Source organism: Streptomyces sp. NBC_00878 (assembly GCF_026341515.1).
GTDB lineage: Bacteria > Actinomycetota > Actinomycetes > Streptomycetales > Streptomycetaceae > Streptomyces.
Window position 1 is genome coordinate 5,184,870 of record NZ_JAPEOK010000001.1, and the last position, 18,059, is coordinate 5,202,928.

The 18,059-nt window shown below is 70.1% G+C and carries 14 protein-coding genes and 1 pseudogene; 10 read left to right on the plus strand and 5 right to left on the minus strand.

The window, feature by feature from the left end; all coding sequences use genetic code 11:
* The first annotated feature begins 140 nt into the window (after positions 1 to 140).
* A complete protein-coding gene (locus OHA11_RS22195) occupies positions 141 to 2,987 on the plus strand; it encodes a DEAD/DEAH box helicase (RefSeq protein WP_266507362.1) in 2,847 nt (948 codons plus the stop codon).
* Positions 2,984 to 4,219: an SWIM zinc finger family protein gene (locus OHA11_RS22200; RefSeq protein ID WP_266498937.1), complete on the plus strand. Its 1,236-nt coding sequence runs from the start codon at positions 2,984 to 2,986 to the stop codon at positions 4,217 to 4,219. Before OHA11_RS22195 ends, OHA11_RS22200 begins: the two co-directional genes overlap by 4 nt.
* A 321-nt stretch (positions 4,220 to 4,540) precedes the next feature.
* On the opposite strand, the pseudogene OHA11_RS22205 reads toward OHA11_RS22200, so the two are convergent.
* Positions 4,541 to 4,711 (minus strand): annotated as a pseudogene (locus OHA11_RS22205) (site-specific integrase); the annotation flags it as partial.
* A 182-nt stretch (positions 4,712 to 4,893) separates the two neighbouring features.
* Here OHA11_RS22205 and OHA11_RS22210 point away from each other — a divergent pair.
* Positions 4,894 to 5,694, plus strand: a complete 801-nt coding sequence (locus OHA11_RS22210; RefSeq protein ID WP_266498942.1) for an FkbM family methyltransferase — start codon at positions 4,894 to 4,896, stop codon at positions 5,692 to 5,694.
* A gap of 301 nt (positions 5,695 to 5,995) precedes the next feature.
* Here OHA11_RS22210 and OHA11_RS22215 read toward each other — a convergent pair whose 3' ends face one another.
* From OHA11_RS22215 to OHA11_RS22230, 4 genes are all read right to left on the minus strand, one after another.
* On the minus strand, positions 5,996 to 6,370 hold the full coding sequence (locus OHA11_RS22215; RefSeq protein WP_266498949.1) for an SH3 domain-containing protein: 375 nt from the start codon (positions 6,368 to 6,370) through the stop codon (positions 5,996 to 5,998).
* A gap of 180 nt (positions 6,371 to 6,550) precedes the next feature.
* Complete coding sequence (locus OHA11_RS22220) at positions 6,551 to 7,456, minus strand: septum formation family protein (RefSeq protein WP_266498950.1); 906 nt, start codon at positions 7,454 to 7,456, stop codon at positions 6,551 to 6,553.
* A gap of 965 nt (positions 7,457 to 8,421) precedes the next feature.
* On the minus strand, positions 8,422 to 9,723 hold the full coding sequence (locus OHA11_RS22225; protein ID WP_323186774.1) for a HAMP domain-containing sensor histidine kinase: 1,302 nt from the start codon (positions 9,721 to 9,723) through the stop codon (positions 8,422 to 8,424).
* Between the two features lie 463 nt (positions 9,724 to 10,186).
* Complete coding sequence (locus tag OHA11_RS22230; protein WP_266498952.1) at positions 10,187 to 10,909, minus strand: response regulator transcription factor; 723 nt, start codon at positions 10,907 to 10,909, stop codon at positions 10,187 to 10,189.
* A 187-nt stretch (positions 10,910 to 11,096) separates the two neighbouring features.
* On the opposite strand from OHA11_RS22230, the gene OHA11_RS22235 reads away from it, so the two are divergent.
* The 7 genes from OHA11_RS22235 (at position 11,097) to OHA11_RS22265 (ending at position 18,011) form a co-directional block, all read left to right on the plus strand.
* Complete coding sequence (locus OHA11_RS22235; protein ID WP_266498954.1) at positions 11,097 to 11,222, plus strand: hypothetical protein; 126 nt, start codon at positions 11,097 to 11,099, stop codon at positions 11,220 to 11,222.
* Positions 11,219 to 12,580, plus strand: a complete 1,362-nt coding sequence (locus tag OHA11_RS22240) for a peptidoglycan-binding protein (protein ID WP_266498957.1) — start codon at positions 11,219 to 11,221, stop codon at positions 12,578 to 12,580. The genes OHA11_RS22235 and OHA11_RS22240 overlap by 4 nt, the downstream gene beginning before the upstream one ends.
* Complete coding sequence (locus OHA11_RS22245; protein WP_266498958.1) at positions 12,577 to 13,359, plus strand: ABC transporter ATP-binding protein; 783 nt, start codon at positions 12,577 to 12,579, stop codon at positions 13,357 to 13,359. Before OHA11_RS22240 ends, OHA11_RS22245 begins: the two co-directional genes overlap by 4 nt.
* Positions 13,356 to 14,636 carry an ABC transporter permease gene (locus OHA11_RS22250; RefSeq protein WP_266498960.1) on the plus strand — a complete coding sequence of 427 codons (1,281 nt, stop codon included), beginning with the start codon at positions 13,356 to 13,358 and terminating at the stop codon, positions 14,634 to 14,636. Before OHA11_RS22245 ends, OHA11_RS22250 begins: the two co-directional genes overlap by 4 nt.
* Positions 14,637 to 14,699: 63 nt before the next feature.
* On the plus strand, positions 14,700 to 15,290 hold the full coding sequence (locus OHA11_RS22255; RefSeq protein WP_266498962.1) for a hypothetical protein: 591 nt from the start codon (positions 14,700 to 14,702) through the stop codon (positions 15,288 to 15,290).
* A gap of 178 nt (positions 15,291 to 15,468) precedes the next feature.
* Positions 15,469 to 16,377, plus strand: coding sequence for a phosphorothioated DNA-binding restriction endonuclease (locus OHA11_RS22260; protein WP_266498964.1), 909 nt, complete (start codon positions 15,469 to 15,471; stop codon positions 16,375 to 16,377).
* A gap of 116 nt (positions 16,378 to 16,493) precedes the next feature.
* The gene (locus tag OHA11_RS22265) at positions 16,494 to 18,011 is read left to right on the plus strand and encodes a DUF2079 domain-containing protein (RefSeq protein WP_266498965.1); all 1,518 of its coding nucleotides are present in this window, start codon (positions 16,494 to 16,496) and stop codon (positions 18,009 to 18,011) included.
* Positions 18,012 to 18,059: the final 48 nt, after the last annotated feature.

Consider the following 18,059-nt stretch of genomic DNA (forward strand, 5'->3'; position numbering starts at 1 on the left):
GTGGGGTTCGGTAGTGCGCGGCCCAGGGGAGGGCCCGGCAAGCGACAGGGCGGAAGAGAGTGGCACGAGTCGTCGTACGAGAGCCGAGTACGGGCGCGAGGAGCGCGCCGCCGCTGGCCCGGCAGGAAACATCCGCCTTCGTGAGGGAGCTGCTCGGCGCCGGCTGGGCGGCGGTGTTCCTGCCCGGTGAGCCCGCCCGCCTTGGACGGCTGCTGCTGTGGAAGCCGACCGGGGCAGCAGCCGGAGACAGTACGGCACCCACCGGCCTCGAGACCGAGGCGGTGGACCTGGTCCTGCCGCACGGCCGCTCGGTCAGGCGGCGCAGGGTCGAGGGTTACGCGCTGCCTGTCGCCGTCGCTGTCTCCGCCCTGGCCAATGCGGAGCCGACGCATCCCTCCGGCGCCGCCTGGCAGGCCGCCACTCGCTTCGCGCTGCGGCTGCTCGCCGACGGCCGCCTGCACCCGGCCATCACCCCCGCCGGTTACGACACCTGGCAGGTGGGTCCCTGCACCGCCGCCCAGCGCCAGACGCTGGACGCCCTGGCCGCCGCCTTCCCGCCACACGCCCACTGCCTGCCCGAGCCAGGTCCTGCGCCGGTGCGCATCGCCGAACCGGCTGCGCTGGTACGCCAGTTCTGCGACGCGGTCGCCGACGATCTGGTCCGTACACCGGCCGCGCCGCTCGCCATGGGAGCGCTGCCGTACGCCTGGCGCGAGGCCCGTGCCGTGCCCACCTTGCGTGAATGGGCCGAGGAAACCCAGGCGGCGCTCACCGCCGAGGTCAGTGTCTCCCTGCGCGTCGACGTACCCGAAGGACGCCGACGGCAGTTCCGGGCCGTCCTGCAACTGCACACCGCGGCGGACCCGGCGCTCGTCATCGAAGCCGCACAGCTGTGGAGCGAGCCGGCCGAAGTGGAGCGGCTGCTCGGCCCGCGGGCCGAGACCGAGACCCTGCTCGCCCTGCGCCGCGGCGCCCGCGCCTGGCCCCCGCTGCGGAGGCTGCTCGACGATGCCGCTCCCGATCAGCTCCGGTTGACCGACGACGAAGCCTTCGAACTCCTGGGGGACGCCACGGACGCGCTGCGCGCGGCCGGTGTCGACGTGCACTGGCCGCGCGACCTGGTCAAGGCGCTCACCGCGACCGCGGAGATCGGGCAGCGCACCGCCCCCGGTTCCACCGCGGGCGGCCTGCTGGACACCGAGGCCCTCCTCGACTTCCGCTGGCAGGTCTCCCTGGGTGGCGAGCCGCTCACCGAGGCCGAGATGGATGCCCTCGCAGAGTCACGCCGTCCCCTCGTCCGGCTTCGCGACCAGTGGGTGGTCGCCGACCCGAAGCTGGTGGCCCGCGCCAAGCGCCGCCGGATGGAACCGCTCACCCCCATGGAGGCGTTGAGCGCCGCGCTGACCGGCGAGGCCGAGCGAAGCGAGATGGGGGTCCCCCCGGCCGGAGGCTGGGGGAGGGACGGTGACCGGGTCCCCTGTGCGGCGGTCGGTGCGCTCGGCGACTTGGTCGCTCGTATCCGCGACCCCGAGTCCCGCACCCCCGTGCCCCAGCCCGCCGCGCTCAAGGCCACGTTGCGCGAGTACCAGAAGCGGGGCCTGGCCTGGCTGGCCGAGATGTGCTCACTCGGCCTCGGCGGCTGCCTCGCCGACGACATGGGTCTGGGCAAGACCATCACCCTGCTCGCGCTGCACCTGCACCGCCAGACCGACCCCGCCACCGCCGGCCCCACGCTCGTCGTCTGCCCCACCTCTCTGCTCGGCAACTGGCAGCGCGAGGCCGCCAGGTTCGCCCCTTCCATCCCCGTGCGCCGCTACCACGGCGGCGACCGCCACCTGAAGGACCTCGCCGATGACGAGATCGTCCTGGTCACCTACGGCGTCCTGCGCCGCGACCGGGAGACCCTCACCGAGCACGACTGGTCGCTGATCGCCGCCGACGAGGCACAGCACGTCAAGAACCCCTACGCCGTCACCGCCCGTGAGCTGCGTGCCCTGCCCGCCCGCGCCCGCGTCGCCCTCACCGGCACCCCCGTGGAGAACAACCTCTCCGAACTGTGGGCGCTCCTCGACTGGACCACCCCCGGGCTCCTCGGCTCACTCACCGCCTTCCGTGACCGGCATGCCCGCGCCATCGAGGCGGGCGAGGATCCCGAGGCGGCCGAGCGCCTGTCCCGTCTCGTACGTCCCTTCCTGTTGCGCCGCAAGAAGTCCGACCCCGGCATCGCACCGGAACTGCCGCCCAAGACCGAGACCGACCACGTCGTCCCGCTGACGGCCGAGCAGACCAGCCTGTACGAGGCACAGGTCCGCGAGACCATGGCGAAGATCGCGGAGTCGGAGGGCATCGCCCGGCGCGGTCTGGTACTCAAGCTGCTCACCGCGCTGAAGCAGATCTGCAACCACCCCGCCCAGTATTTGAGAGAGCACAGCCTGCGCCAGTCCACTCCCCTGCGGGGCCGCTCCGGCAAGCTCGACCTGCTCGACGAACTTCTCGACACCATCACCGCGGAAGGCGAATCCGTGCTGGTCTTCACGCAGTACAAACAGATGGCGGCTCTGCTGGAGAAGCATCTCGCCGAGCGCGGCGTCCCCACTCTCTTCCTGCACGGCGGCACCCCCGTCGCGCGGCGTGAGGAGATGGTGGACCGCTTCCAGCGCGGTGAAGTGCCGGTGTTCCTGCTGTCGTTGAAGGCGGCGGGCACCGGACTCAACCTCACCCGCGCCACTCACGTCGTGCACTACGACCGCTGGTGGAACCCGGCCGTCGAGGAGCAGGCCACCGACCGCGCCTACCGCATCGGCCAGGACAAACCCGTCCAGGTACACAAGCTCCTCGCGGAGGGAACCGTGGAGGACAAGGTGGCGAAGCTACTCGAAGCCAAGCGCGCCCTCGCCGACGCCGTCGTCAGCTCCGGCGAGGCAGCCCTGACCGAACTGTCCGACGCCGACCTCGCCGAACTCGTCGCCCTGGGAAGGCAGTCATGAGCCCCGCTGTCCCCGGCCCGCGCCGTGCGCCCGCCCGCGGCAAGCGAGCCTTCGCCGCGACATGGTGGGGCCAGGCATGGGTGGCCGCCCTGGAGGACTCCACCCTGGACGCCGGACGGCTCTCGCGCGGACGCACCTACGCCCGCAAAGGCATGGTCGGCCCGGTCACCGTCGCTCCGGGCAAGGTCACCGCCGCTGTCCAGGGCAGCCGCCCGCGCCCGTACCGCTCCTCAGTCCACCTGCCCGTCCTCACCGACCCTCAGTGGGACACCCTGCTCGACACGATCGCGGCCCGCGCCGGACATCTCGCAGCACTTCTCGACGACGAGATGCCCGCCGAACTCGTGGACGACGCCCGGCACGCAGGCGTCCCACTGCTCCCACTGCCCACCGAGCTCGATCCGGAGTGTTCCTGCCCCGACTGGGGATACCCCTGCAAGCACGCCGCCGCGCTCTGCTACGCCATCGCCGCCACCATCGACACCGACCCGTTCGTGCTCTTCGCGCTGCGCGGCCGCGGTCGCGAGGAGGTCTTCGCCCAGCTACGCGTACGCCGTACGGCAGCACAGGAGACCGCAGCCCAACCGGCACCTGCCGGCATCCCGGCCGCCGCCGCGTACGCCCACTGGGCCGAAGAGCCCCCCGCACTGCCCGAACTCCCGGAACCCGCTGCCCACACCACAGCACTGCCCGTCGCCCCGCCACCCGGCACCGGCCTGGCCGCCGCGGACCTGGAACGCCTCATGGCCGACGCCACCGCGCGCGCCGCCCGGCTCCTCGCGGGCGACACCGCCGACCTGCACCTGACCCAGCACCAGGACGCCGTCCGCATCGCCGCGAGCAACCCCGGACCCGAGTGGTTCCACCACCTGATCCAGAACACCGGCACCAAACCCACTGTCTTCGCACGCCTCACCCGCGCCTGGCGCCACGGCGGCCCCACGGGAATCACCGTCGCCGAACAGCCCTACGCCCCCGACCCGACGGTGATGAAGACCGCCCGCACCGCCCTGGACACGGCCCTCGCCGAGATGACCGACTCCCCCACACACCTCAGAGCCTGGCGCAACCGCCTCACCCTCACCCACCACGGCATCCAGCTGCGTCTGGGCCCCGACGCCCGCTGGTACCCCTACCTCCAGGACGACGACGGCGAATGGTGGCCCGCGGCACCAGCCGACAGCGACCCGGTCACCGCGCTCACCGCGGCCTGGTCGCAGAACGGGGAGTAAAGAGGCGATTCCCTGCCGAGCAGGAACCACGAGCAGAAGCTGGACACATTCACGCTGCTCCCATTTCCATGGTTGCAGTTCTGGTTGCATTCACCGGCGTACAGAACCGTTCAGAACCCTCGCCGGGACCAGCTGCACCGCAGGTCAGGACGTTGCCGTACGCCCCAGAACCCCCGGACGAACATTTGGAAAGCGTGTTGGGGGCAACCCCTCACGAGTTCGAATCTCGTATCCTCCGCCAGTGCCTGCAGGACAACGAGGTCTGAAGACAACGTCGAAGGGCCCCACCTCGCGGTGGGGCCCTTCGACATCGTGCCCGGTGACATCCTTGACCATGGCGTCCGGCACGTGGAGGTACCGCGCCCGCATGCTCACGGACGTGCCCGGCTCCCATCCCATCATCTGATCGATGACGCGGGCCGGGACTCCGAGCAGCATGAGCACGGTGGCGGCTGTGTACCGAGCGTCGTGCAGCCGAGCGTTCCGGACCCCCGGACGACGGCAGACAGTGACGCGCGAGTACGACCGTAGTCATTGGACAGTGACCTCGCTCGCCAGCACCTTCGCCACCGTTATGAGAATGGGCCGATGTCACACCCTGTGGATCTGGGACGCGGCCGAAGCGAAGGGTGCGGGCTGGATTGTTGGCTCCAGCCCTGATACATCACTTTGTCATGACCATGAGTGCGATCGAACTGCACAGCATAAATCGTTGGGAGGCGTCCTTCCTCCGCGAGGAGGTGGACGGCTACTTCACCCACGGCATCAAGTGCACGCCGGGCGCGACGGTACTCGACGTGGGCGCCAACATCGGTGTGTTCTCGGCCGCCGTCTATGAGCGGCTGGACGGGGACGTGCGGATCTACGCCTTCGAGCCGATGCCGCCACTCCACGCCACACTCGAACGCAATGCTCGCGAGTTCTTCAACGGACGTCTGACCGCGCTCCCTTACGGCCTGGCGTCCCGTGACGACGAGCTCGATTTCAGCTACGTTCCGGCCGCCACGATCTTCTCGTCCTCCTCGCGGGATCAGGGGAACATCGAGGATGAGCGGCGCCGGGTCACCGCCAGCGTTGTCGAAATGATCCGCCAGGGCGGCCTGGGACCGGTCCTGCGCCGCGTACCCGCCTCCATCCTCACTCTTCTCATCAGCCGCAAGCTGCGGGTGCTGCGGCGACTTGAGACGCACCGGGTGAAGGTCAGGCCCCTGTCATCGGTGCTCGACGAGCAGGGCATCGACCACATCGACCTGCTCAAGGTCGATGTGGAAGGCGCCGAACTCGAGGTACTCAAAGGCATCGAGGAACGGCATTGGCCGCTGGTCCGCCAGGCCGTCGTCGAGGTGGAGGGCTGGCAGCAGAACCGCGACACAGTCTGCGAGGTCCTCCTCACACACGGCTTCACAGTCAGCACCGAGCAGGACTCGGTGCAGCGGGCCGGCGACATCGGCATGGTGTTCGCGATCAGGCCCTGACCACGCGCAGCACCCGGCACTCAAGGCGGTAAGGGACCGTGGAATCGATCCATTACCGGGCGATCCAGTGGTGCCGGCTCACCGCACGACGTGCGACCCCGACTGACGCATGTCCTGCTCCGCACCGCGGATGACGCGATCAAGGTGACCATCTCCGAGTTCCCCGACATCGCCGTCAGCCCCGACTATCCGGACTCCGACGGCACCGTGATCTCGCAGTCGACCTGTCCACGTCCGGCGTTCGCTCACGCTGTTTGGAACCGCAACCACCACACCGCGGCCGGTCGGCAGGTCGGCAGGATCAGGCGCCCAGCGCCACGCATTCCGACGCGACCCAGCCGTCGCGGCCGTTGATTCGCACGGTCTTCCAGTCATTGGAAGTTCCGCCGCAAGCCGTGTAGGTCTGGCCGTTCACGTCGGCCTCCCCAAGGCTTCCGCAGGGCAGGCGGCCCCCGGCAGCGATGGTCCCCACGACCGAGTAGCTGGTACCGGCTCCACCCCGTACGTTCAGGGTCGTTCCGGACCGGTTGTAGGCATAGCAGCTGACCGCCGTCACGGAAGCCTTCTGGGCGACCTCGACCTGGGTCGCGGGTGCGGCGTCGGCAGGGCCGATCATGGCACCCATCGCGCCGAGAGCAGCTACGGCGACAGCTGTGGCCTTCAGAGACAGACGCATGACTTCCCATCTTTCACCTGGCTAGATCGCCTCATCCAAGCCCGGCGGCACCGCTACAGAAAGATCATTTCTGGTCATGGTCATGGTCATGGTCGCGGCCGTGGCCGCCGTAGCCATGGCCGCTTCAGCCGTGGCCGTGGACGGCTGCCCCACCGTCTCCATCGCCACCGCTCCAGAACGTCATGGTTCGCCCCTCTGCATGACGTCCCCGTCCTGGCGAATTGCCGTGCAGACCACGATGTGCGTGCCGGAGCTCCAAGCGCCCTGGCCCACCCAGGAGGCGGCCTTGTACAACTTCGGGTCGTAGGCGTAGGCCTTGGGCGGTACGTTCTTCGCGCAGGCCTCGTTGGCCTGGTTCCGCGCCTGGGCCAGGGTCGTATCCGGGCTCATCCGAAAGAAATCGAGCACCTGCTCGTCGTGCGGGCCGTTGCACGAGACCAGCTTGACGCTCTCGGCGGAGACCCCGTCGAGGCAGTCCCCCTTCTGCATGGTGGCCGTGTCGGTGAACACCATGCCCAGCCTGCGGTAGTCCCCGAGCGGGCCGTACAACACTTCGCCACGTGCGCCCAGCAGCAGACAGGCCGTACGCCGTCCGGCAGCCTCGAAGCCCTTCCAGGTCGGGACAACGGCGTACGAGCGTACGTCCGCGAGCTTGGCGCGGGTTCCCTCAGTCCGTTGCTCACACCGCTTGGGGCCCGTCAGTTGCGCCTCCGCGGCGGTTCCGGCCTCGACCATCGCCATCACCTGCCCGGACGTCTGGCCGCTGAGGCACTGCACGACCTCGAGTCCGAGTTCGCTCGTGAAGGAGGTGCCCTCCCAGTTGGCGTGGACGCAGTCGCCGGCCTTGAGCGGCTCGGTGAGAGTGGCGACCTCCCCGTACGGTGTCCCGTCGCCCGATCGCTGGTGCGGCACGGCGAACCAGACACCGCCAAGCGTCAGGGCCACTCCGAGCGCCGCCGCCACAACGCCCCGCCACATGGCAGTCCATTCGAGGGGGAGTTCGGGCCGGGCGGGTGCGCGGCCCAGGGTCTCAGCGCCGCTGCACGGCCGCGGCTCCGAGATCTCGGCATATGGCCGCCGAAGCATTTCGGGAACCAAAGGCGGCTCTTGATACTCGCGATAGTCGTGATACTCGTGTTCTTCGAGCGCCTCATGTGGGGAGGTGGCCCAGTCGATTCCGACTGCGGGCTTTCCCTCTGGAAGTGGCCGCGCCGCCGCTTTGAACGAGTCTTCACTCGGCAGGGCAAAAGGGCGGTTCAAGTCCACGCCCAACAGGCCCGCCGCTACACGGCGATGCAAAGGAAATTTATCGAACTGCCTTGCTGGGACGGGAAGATGGACTTCGCCTTCGGGCACACCGAGGAGATTCATCAGTACTCGTCGCCGCAGGTTCGTCTTCACTGGCCGCCTCCGGGACCAGTCGTTTCGAGGGCGGTTCCTTGCGCGGGGGAGTTGCCGGTTTCGGGGGCGGGCATCGTTGGGCCGGTGACAAGCCGCGCGACTTGAGGGGAAGCACCCAGCTGAGCCAGCATCGCTGGGGCGCAGACGCCCAGTGCCACCGCCGCGTAGGCTCCGCTGATCTGTCCACTGGTTCCGAAGAGCAATGCCGCGCCGGCTCCGATGGCAGAGCGTAGGACGGCAAGGCATGTGTGGGCGGCTGCGTCCAAGTAAAGCCGCAGAGTCGGGGGCTTTGCGCGGCGTCGGCCACTTGGAGTGCGGCGTGCCGCTTGCCATTCCGTGCATCTGCGGAACACGGCGAGCATTTCGACACTCAGGCCTCCCGCAGCACCGAACATGGCAAATTGCCACCAACTCATCATGACCCCCGCTACTGACAGGTGCTCAGATGCCCCGCTATCTGGTCGCCGTACAGCATCCCTACTCGGTCGGCGGATCGAGCGCCAGCCCTAAACGGCCACCGGCCCCAAATGGCCGCCAGCCCTAAACGGCGGCCAGCCCTGAGCGGCCGCCAGCCCTGAGCGGCTCGGAGACCGCAGCTGTGGAATCGCCCGAATGAAATGGCCGGGGTCCACCAGGATCCCCGTCCGACGTCACCGTTGTGGCAGTCGGACCGTGAACACCGAGCCGAGGCCCGGGGCGCTTGCCGCCGAGACCGTTCCGTCGTGCGCCTCCGTCAGTTTGCGGGCGATGGCCAGGCCGAGGCCGCTTCCGCCGGTCTGCCGGTTGCGGGACTTGTCGGCCCGCCAGAAACGGTCGAAGACATGGTCCAGGTCCGCCGGATCGATTCCGGTCCCGGAGTCGGCGACCTCCACGACCAGGTCGTCGCCCTCCATGCGGGACCGCAGAACGACGGAGCCACCGTCCGGCGTGTGCCTGACCGCGTTGGACACGAGGTTGCCGATCACCTGGCGCAGCCGCACCCGGTCGGCACGCACTTCAAGTTTCTCGACGGCCTCGATCGTCAGGCCTACGCCGGCCAGGTCGGCGGTACCGCGGTGGGCCGCCGTCACCTGTTCGAGCAGCTCAGCGACGTGCAGCGGTTCACAGTGCAGCACGAGCCTCCCGGCATCGGCGGCCGCGAGATCGCGCAGGTCGTCGATGACGTGCTGCAGCAGTACCGCCTCGTCCAGGAGGAGCGCCAGCAGTTCCGGGTTCGCCGGGGTGAGGCCGTCCTGGGCCGCCTCCAGCCAGCTGCGGATGTTGGTCAGCGGGGTGCGCAGCTCGTGCGCCACGTCGTTGACCATCGACTTGCGCAGCTGTTCGAGCTCCTGTCTGCGTTCGGCGAGGTCGTTGAACGCCGCGGAGAGAAGGCCGATCTCGTCGTTCGCCGTCACCGGGACCCGTACGGCCTCGTCGGCGGGGCGCTGGGCCGCCCGGATCAGGGCGCGCAGCGGACGGACCAGCCGTCTGCCCACGAGCGTGGTCACGGTGGCGGCGACGGCGAGGACCAGAGCCGCGGCCCCGACGATCCGCAGGGTGCTCCCCGTGGACAGCCGCAGACCCGACGCCTCCGGAGCGCTGCGGTCACCGACGAACAGCAGCGCAGGGGGCGAGACGTAGGACCGGAGCTGCTGGCGCCGGGCGTCGTTGACGCACTCCTGGGCCGCGCGCTCCGAGTTCTCGGGACCGGTTCCGTGGGAGAACCAGGAAAAGTCCGCGTAGACGTCGAGCTCCGCTCTGCCCTGCTGCCTCATGCACTTCGTGGCGAGGTCGCTCACCTGCTCCACCGCCAGCGACTCCGACCGCAGGGGTATCGCCAGAGTGGAGGGATCGCATGACTTGTCCCCCCTGTGGTCGGTGACGAGGCGGGCCGGCAGGACTTTGGGGCGCCCGCTGGGCAGCTTGGTGATCTTGGCGTCGATTCCCTTCCCGCGCAGGCACCGGACGATCATGTCGGCCGTCCGCCGCAGTTCCTCCCGGTCCTTCGCCTCCAGGAGGTACGGGCCCACGGCGCGCGGATCGATCGGGCCGGCGTCGGACAGGACAGGGTCGAGCCGCAGCGGGTCGACCTGCGCGGTCGGCCGGTACGGAAGCCGGACGGCCTTTCCGTCTCTGTCCGAACCGGAACCGGCGATGCGGGTGCGTGCCTGGGTGGTCACCGTAACGGGCCTGCCGGTGCGTTTCGCGAGGGCGGCGACGAGTTCCTGCACTCCGCCCCAGTCGGAGTGTGTCGCCGCGTAGCCGATCAGGGCGTCGTAGACCCGGGTGTCGTCCTCCAGGGACTGCCCCTGTTGCGTGCGGATCGCCCGCGTCGTGGTCGTGACGGCGAGCCAGGTCGTGGCGGCCACCGCGCAGACGGCGACCAGCAGCGAGGCGGTGAGCAGGCGGGTGAACAGGCTGCCGCGCAGCGGGACCCTAGCGCGGGCCACGCGGGTCCTCCACGGCGGCGGGCCCCGGGGTCAGCTTGTAGCCGACCCCGTGGACGGTGACCAGGTACACGGGACGGCGCGGGTCGGGCTCCAGCTTCTTGCGCAGATTCATCACGTACATGTCGATCGTGCGTTCGGTCGGGGCGGTGTCCCAGCCACGGGTGCGTTCGAGAAGCTGCCCGCGGGTGAAGACCCGGCCGGGCTCCGCGGCCATGGTCGCCAGGACCGTGAACTCCCCGCGGGTACAGGTGACCTCGCGGCCGGAACCGTCCAGCACCTCGTGCCGGAGAGGGTCCACCGTGAGGGGCCCCACCCGCAGTACGCCGTCGTCCGCGGGCGCCACGCGCTCCACCCGCCGCAGCAGCGTACGGATCCTGGCCATGAGTTCACGTGGGCTGTAGGGCTTGGTCATGTAGTCGTCGGCGCCGAGGTCGAGGCCGAGCAACAGGTCGTTCTCGTCGGACCTCGCGGTCAGCATCAACACCGGTACGGCCGACTCCCCGCGCAGGATCCGGCACACGTCGAGGCCGTCGACCTTCGGCAGCATCACGTCCAGCACCAGCAGGTCGGGGCGCAGCCGCCGTGCGGCGTCGATCGCCGCCCGTCCGTCGTGCACGACCGTCGCGCCGTACCCCTCCGACTCCAGGTACATACGCAGTACCCGCGCCTGTCTGACGTCGTCCTCGGCGACCAGGATCTGTGCGCTCATGGCGGCGACTATAGGTCGGGCGTCCGGTCGTGCCCGCCACGCTGACAATCCCGATACATCTTCCTGAAGCCGCTCTGATCGCGGTCCGGCATCGTCGGCTCCGTTCGCAAGGGAGGCCCTCGGCTTCCTCCGGCTGCCAGGACGCGTCCTGCTTCCGGCAACCCGTATCGATCCGGAGTCATCACCCATGATCCGAGTCACCCAGCACGCCGCCGCGGCACGCGCCGTGCCGACTCATGCCCAGCGCGCCGTTCAGGGTCCCGTACACCTCGTCGTCGACCTGCCCCACCCCGCCTCGGAGTCCCGCCGGTGACCGGCGGCGAGCCGGAGCCCGTGTCCACCACGGCCGACGCGGCCCCGCGGGGGCGCCGACGGCGCGCCCGGATCGCACTTGCCGTGGGCGCGGTGGTGCTGGTGGGAGCGGGCGTCGCCATGTCGGTTCCATGGAACTCCGGAGCCGGTACAGCGCGTTCCACGTCCGAACCGGCCGCGCGGACGGTCAAGGTGGTCCGTACCGACCTGACCGACCGGCAGTCCCTCGACGGCACACTCGGCTACGGGACCCCGCGGCCGGTCAAGGGGGCCGGCGAAGGCACGGTGACGTGGCTGGCGCCGAGCGGCAGCACGGTCTCCCGCGGCAAGCCGCTGTACCGCGTCGACGACCTGCCCGTACCGGTCTTCTACGGCACCGTCCCGCTGTACCGGCGGCTGGAGACCCCGAACACGGTGGGACGCGACGTCCGCGTGATCGCCGACAACCTGCGGGCCCTGGGCTACGACATCGGCAGTCAGCCCACGCCGGGGCAGAGGGTCACCGTCACGACTCCGGCGTCCGGCACGGAAGGACAATCGTCATCCGATTCAGCCGGTTCATCTGGTTCGTCCGCGTCCGGCTCCGCGTCGCCGTCCGCCGCATCGAAGTCGAATTCGGAAGCGAATTCGGAAGCGGACCCGAAATCGGAATCGGCTACGGAGACGGCGAGGCCGGGTGGGAAGGACCCCGCCGATCCGGCTTCCACGATCAGCCGGGTACAAGTGGTGCACTCCGGTGACGGTGTGCTCACGGATTCCCTGATGAGGGCGGTCAAGCGCTGGCAGACCGCTCGCGGTATCCCGGCCACGGGTGTACTGGAGGCCGGTGACGTGGCGGTGCTCCGCGGAGCCGTCCGTGTGGAAGGCGCCGACGTCCAGCCCGGCGACCCCGCCGACGGGACCCTGATGCGGGTCACCCCCACCACCAAGGCAGTGACACTCGAGGTGGACGCCCCCCAGGTGGGCACCGTCAAGCGCGGGGACGCGGTGACCGTACGGCTCCCGGACGACGCCAAGGCCGCGGGCAAGGTGGCCGCCATCGGCACCGCGGCCAGGGCCGCGGAGGGTCAGGACGCCACCGGGGCGCTGAAGGTGACGGTCACGGTCACCTTCACGAACCCCGCGAAGGCGAAGAAGTTCAACTCCGCGCCGGTCGAGGTCGACTTCGGCTCCGAGACCCGTACCGGAGTGCTCGCGGTCCCGGTCACCGCCCTGCTCGCGCTGCGCGAAGGCGGTTACGGGCTGCGGCTGGCCGACGGTCGGCTGGTACCCGTGGAGACCGGACTGTACGCCGGGGGGATGGTGGAGGTCAGCGGCGCCGGTATCGCCGAAGGAGCTCGGGTGGTGACCGCGTCGTGACGGCGGTGTTGTCGGTCCAGGACGTGACGGTCGAGTATCCCGGCGGGGTCATGGCACTCGCCGGCGTGTCCATGGAGATCCAGGAGGGGGAATTCCTGGCGATCGTCGGACCGTCCGGCTCGGGCAAGTCGACTCTGCTGAACGTCATGGGAACCCTCGATCAGCCGAGCAGCGGCGCCATCGTCATCGCCGGTCACGACGTGACCACCATGCCCGACCGGAAACTGTCCGCACTGCGTGGGCGCTGGCTCGGTTTCGTCTTCCAGCAGTTCCACCTGTCCGAGGGCCTGACCGCCACCGAAAACGTGTCCACCGGGCTGCTCTACGCCGGAGTGGCGAAGAGACACCGCGGGCCCCTCGCCCTGGCGGCGCTGGAACGGGTCGGTCTGGCCCACCGCGCCGGCCACCGGCCGCACCAGCTCTCCGGCGGCGAACGGCAGCGGGTGGCCATCGCAAGAGCCCTCGTCCACGAACCCGCGCTGGTACTCGCGGACGAGCCGACCGGCGCGCTGGACACCGCGAACGGGCTCGCGGTGCTCGAACTGCTCACCCGGCTCAACAAGGAGGGGACCACCATCGCGCTCATCACCCACGATCGCGACATCGCGGCGCGGCTGCCCCGGCAGGTGGAGATGCAGGACGGGCGCATCGTCGCCGACAGGGTCGCGGCCGACCGGGTCATGTCCGACCGGGTCACGTCCGATCAGATCGCGGACGAACGGATGGCGGACGAACGGATGGCAGCGGACACGATCGCGACCGAAGGGGTAGTGCGGTGAGGGCGGGCTCCCGGCTTCGGTCCACGGTCCTACGGGAGTCCACGACCCCGCAGGCCCGGACGACGCCCCCGTGGCTCCGCCCGGTACGGCTCTCACCGGCCGACCTGCTGCGCCTCGGCCTGGTCGGTATCCGATCACGGCGGATGCGAGCGGCGCTGTCGGCCATCGGCATCTCCATCGGTATCGCCACCATGATCGTGGTCACCGGTATCCCGGCCTCCAGCCAGCGGGCGCTCAACGCGGAACTGACCGCGCTGGGCACCGACCGGCTCCAGGCGGTCGCGGACGCCAACGCGAGCGGCGGGGAGGGGCCGGTCTCGTTCCCGGCCGAGTCGGTGTCGATGGTGGACCGTATCGGCGCCGTCGAAGCCGTGGCCGCAGTGGCCAACACCCATGCGACGGTGCGGCGTTCGGACCGGCTCGGACCGCTCGACGCCTCGGGCCTGACGGTACTGGCCGCCCGGAAGGACTTGCTCGACGTGATCAACGCGAAGGTCCGCTCGGGCCAGTACTTCACCGCGGCCACCGAACGGTTTCCGAGCGTCGTCCTCGGCGCGGTCGCCGCGGCCCGCCTGGGCTTTCCCGACCTGCGCCCCGGCGAACCGCCGCCCCTCGTGCTGATCGGAGACCAGTGGTTCGGCGTGATCGGGATTCTGCGCACCGTACCGCTGGCTCCGGACATCGATCGGTCGGTGCTGGTCGGCTGGCAGGCCGCGCACAGCAAGCTCGGCTTCGACGGCAGGCCGACGCAGTTGTTCATCCAGGCGGACGAGCCGGCGGTCGAGGACGTACGCGCGGTGCTTCCCGCCACCGTCAACCCGCAGTCCCCGAGCGTTGTCCTGGTCAGCCGGCCGTCGGACGCGCTGGCTGCCAAGCGCTCCGCCGAGGCCACGTTCTCCGGGCTGTTCGTCGGCCTGGCCGGCCTCGCCCTGCTGGTCGGCGGCATCGGAGTCGCCAACACCATGGTGATCTCCGTACTCGAACGCCGCCGCGAGATCGGACTGCGCCGTGCCCTGGGCGCCAACCGGGGCCAGATCCGAGGCCAGTTCCTCACCGAATCGATCGCTCTGTCTTGTTTGGGCGGCATCGCCGGTATCGGCGTCGGCGTGCTGGCGACCATGGGCTACGCGGCCTACAAGGACTGGCCGCCGGTGATCCCGCTGCAAGCGGTGACCGGAGGATTCTGCGGCGCGGTACTCATCGGCGTCATGGCCGGCGTGTACCCGGCCGTCCGCGCTTCCCGCCTGTCCCCGACGGCGGCACTGACCACCACCTGAAGACATACCTGAACACGGAAACCCTGACAAATTCCCCTACACCCACAGGAGATGACCACTGTGATGCGTACATTCACTGGGTCCCGCCCGGCACATTTCGGCCGCTGCCTCACCACGGTCACCGCGCTGGCCTCGTTGGCTCTGATCACGGCCTGCAGCGGCGAATCCGGGTCGGCCAAGTCCGCCGAGGACAAGGGCGTCGCGAGCGTGACCGAACCCAGCGGCAAGTCGTCGCAGGCACCGGCGCAGGCGGAACGGCCCCTCATTCGCCCCGACACCACGGAAGAGGAGGAAACGCGGCTGGGCCAGCTGTACCAGGAATGTCAGGCTCAGCACGGCCTGGCGAAGTACATGATCAAGAACGAGGACGGCACCTGGAAGGGGTATAAGGGCGGGAACGACGAGCTGTGGGAGAAGGCCAAGAAAGCCTGCGCGTCGAAGGAGCCGGAAACCCTTCCCCAGCGGGCCGCCAGGGAGGATCCCGAGTTCCAGGACAAGAACGAGAAGTGGCTCAAGTGCATGCGGTCCCACGGCCTCAAGGTCTCGGCCGCGGCTGACAACCCCGGCATGATCGCCTTCGACGACGGCCTTCCCCCGGACAGCCAGATGAAGTGGATCAAAAAGTGCGAGGCCGACGCGTTCGTCGCGAAATAGCCGGCCACACGCCGTCACACCGGGTACGCACCCGCTTGGGTGCGTACCCGCTTGGGTGCGTACCCGCTTGGGTGCGTACCCGGTGTGACGCTCGGGGTCCCACAGGCCGACTCCGAGCCGGGTGGGCGCTCGGCGCTGGAGCGGGGACCGTTGCGAGGCGCTACTACGATGACCGGTCATGGACTGGCTTGAGCGCGCCGCGAAGTTGAGGCAGTGGAACAGGAACGGGACCCGCGCTCCGCACAAGCCGCTGTTGTTCCTGTACGCGCTCGGCCGGTTTCAGCAGGATGCCGACGGCGAGCTGCGATACAGCGCCGTGGAGGAGGATCTGAAGCAGCTGCTGGCCGAGTTCGGTCCGCCGAACAAGACCTCGCCCGCCTACCCGTTCCACCATCTGGTGAGCGACGGGGTCTGGGAGGTACGCACCGATCACGGGCCGGGCAGCCCGGGAAGCGGGGTGCGGGAGCTGCGCGCGGCCGGGGCCGGCGGACGGCTCGCGCCCGAACTGCGGACAGCGCTGCGGCGCGAGCCCTCGCTGCTCGGCCGGTTGGCACGGGTCCTGCTCGACCTGAACTTCCCGCCCTCGCTCCACGGCGAACTGTGCGAAGCCGTCGGCCTCGGGCTGGAGCCCGCCGAGACCGAACAGCTCTCGGCCGTACGGCAATCGCGGGACCCGCGGATGCGGGAGCGGGTACTGACCGCCTACGAGTACCGGTGCGCCTTCTGCGGTTACGACGGCAGGATCGGCGCGGTGCCGGTCGGGCTGGAGGCCGCGCACGTGCGCTGGTGGGCGTTCGACGGCCCGGACGACGTCGACAACGGCCTGTGCCTGTGCTCGCTGCACCACAGGCTCTTCGACAAGGGAGTCCTCGGCATCGGCAAGAGTCACCGCATCCTGGTCTCGCAGGGCTTCGTCGGCCACAGCCGTGCCGCCCGCGAGTACGTCGTCGCGCTCGCCGACCGCCCGCTCATCGGACCTCAACCCGGTGCCGACCCCGTCGCGCAGGCTCACCGCACCTGGCACACCAGCCAGGTCTTCCACGGCAGCCCACGACCCGCCTCGGCCCCTGACCGCGGAAGCCGCTGAAAGGACCGCCCGTGACCAAGGCTCTCCCCGGCCCGCCACAGGACACCCGCACCGCGCAGACGTCACCGGCACCAGCACCAGCACCAGCACCAGCACCAGCACCAGCATCGGCATCGATGCCAGAACCCATACCCGGACCCGGACCCGCACCCGCACCCGCACCCGTACCCGCACCGATACCCTCGCGGACCGGACCCCCGTCGGCGTCCGCGTCCCCCTCCCCGCCCCCCTCCCCGTCCGCGACACCCGAGCCGGTCCCGCCCTCCCCGCGTGACCGGCGCCCCCGCCCTCCCGGCCGATTCGACCCGTATCTCCTCGCGGTCACCCTCTTCACCGCCTACACGGCTGTTTCCGTCGCCCGCTACCGCTACCTGGCCACCCGTTCCTGGGATCTCGGCATCTTCGAGCAGGCCGTCCGCGCGTACGCGCACCTCCAGGCGCCCGTCGTCGATCTGAAGGGGCCGGGAACCAACATCCTGGGCGATCACTTCAGCCCGGTCATCGCTCTCCTCGCCCCCGTCTACCGGGTCTTCCCCTCTCCCCTCACGCTGCTCGTCGCGCAGGCCGCGCTGTTCGCGCTGTCGGCCGTGCCGGTGACCCGGGCGGCCGCCGGGCTCCTGGGCCGCGGACGCGGACTCGCGCTCGGTATCGCGTACGGCCTGTCCTGGGGCATCCAGCGTGCCGTCGACTTCGACTTCCACGAGATCTGCTTCGCCGTGCCCCTGATCGCCTTCAGCCTGGAGGCACTCCTGGCCCGGCGGTGGCGCCGGGCGCTGCTGTGGGCGTTACCGCTGGTGCTGGTCAAGGAGGACCTCGGTGCGACAGTGGCGGCCATCGCCCTCGTCGTCGCCGTGCGATGCCGCCGCACCTCCCGGCGCACGATCCCGTACGCCCTCGTCGTGGCGGCCGCGGGCATCGCCGCCACGCTGGTCACCCTCGTCCTCGTCGTCCCGGCCTTCAACACGACCGGCGGCTACGACTACTGGAACAAGGTCGACGGCGGCTTCTCGCTCTTCGACGGTACAGGTACCAAACTCCGCACCCTCGCCTGGCTGTTGCTGCCGACCAGCGGGCTACTGGCCCTGCGCTCCCCGCTGTTCGCCGTCGCCCTGCCCACGCTCGGGTGGCGGTTCTTCTCCTCCGAGGACCATTACTGGGGGACCGACTGGCACTACAGCGCGGTGCTGATGCCCGTCGTCACACTCGCCCTCGCCGACGCTCTCACCGGCGCCCGGTACAGCCCGCGCCCCTGGCTGCGTTCGTACGCGCACCACCTGCCCGCGGCCGTCGCCGCGGCGGCGCTCTCGCTCACGACCACGCTCCCGATGTCCGTGCTGGCCGAGCCCGCCGCCTACCGCAAGCCCGCGCGGGTCGCCGCGGTCGAACGCCTCCTGAACCGGATCCCGGACGGCGCGACCGTCGAGGCCGACATCCGCCCCATCAGCCGCCTCACCTCCCGCTGCCGCGTCCTGTGGGTCGGCAACACCCGCGGAATCACCCCCGACTACATCGCCCTGCGGAACCCCCGCGACCGGATCCGCGACGTCGAGGACCGCGCCCGCCGGTACCACCCCCACGCCAGCTACTCGCTCGCCGGCGCCGTCAAGGGGTACGTCGTCCTCAAGCGGGACTGACCCGGCCAACTCGGCCACTCGGTCAACTCGACCAGCCCAGCCGGCCCG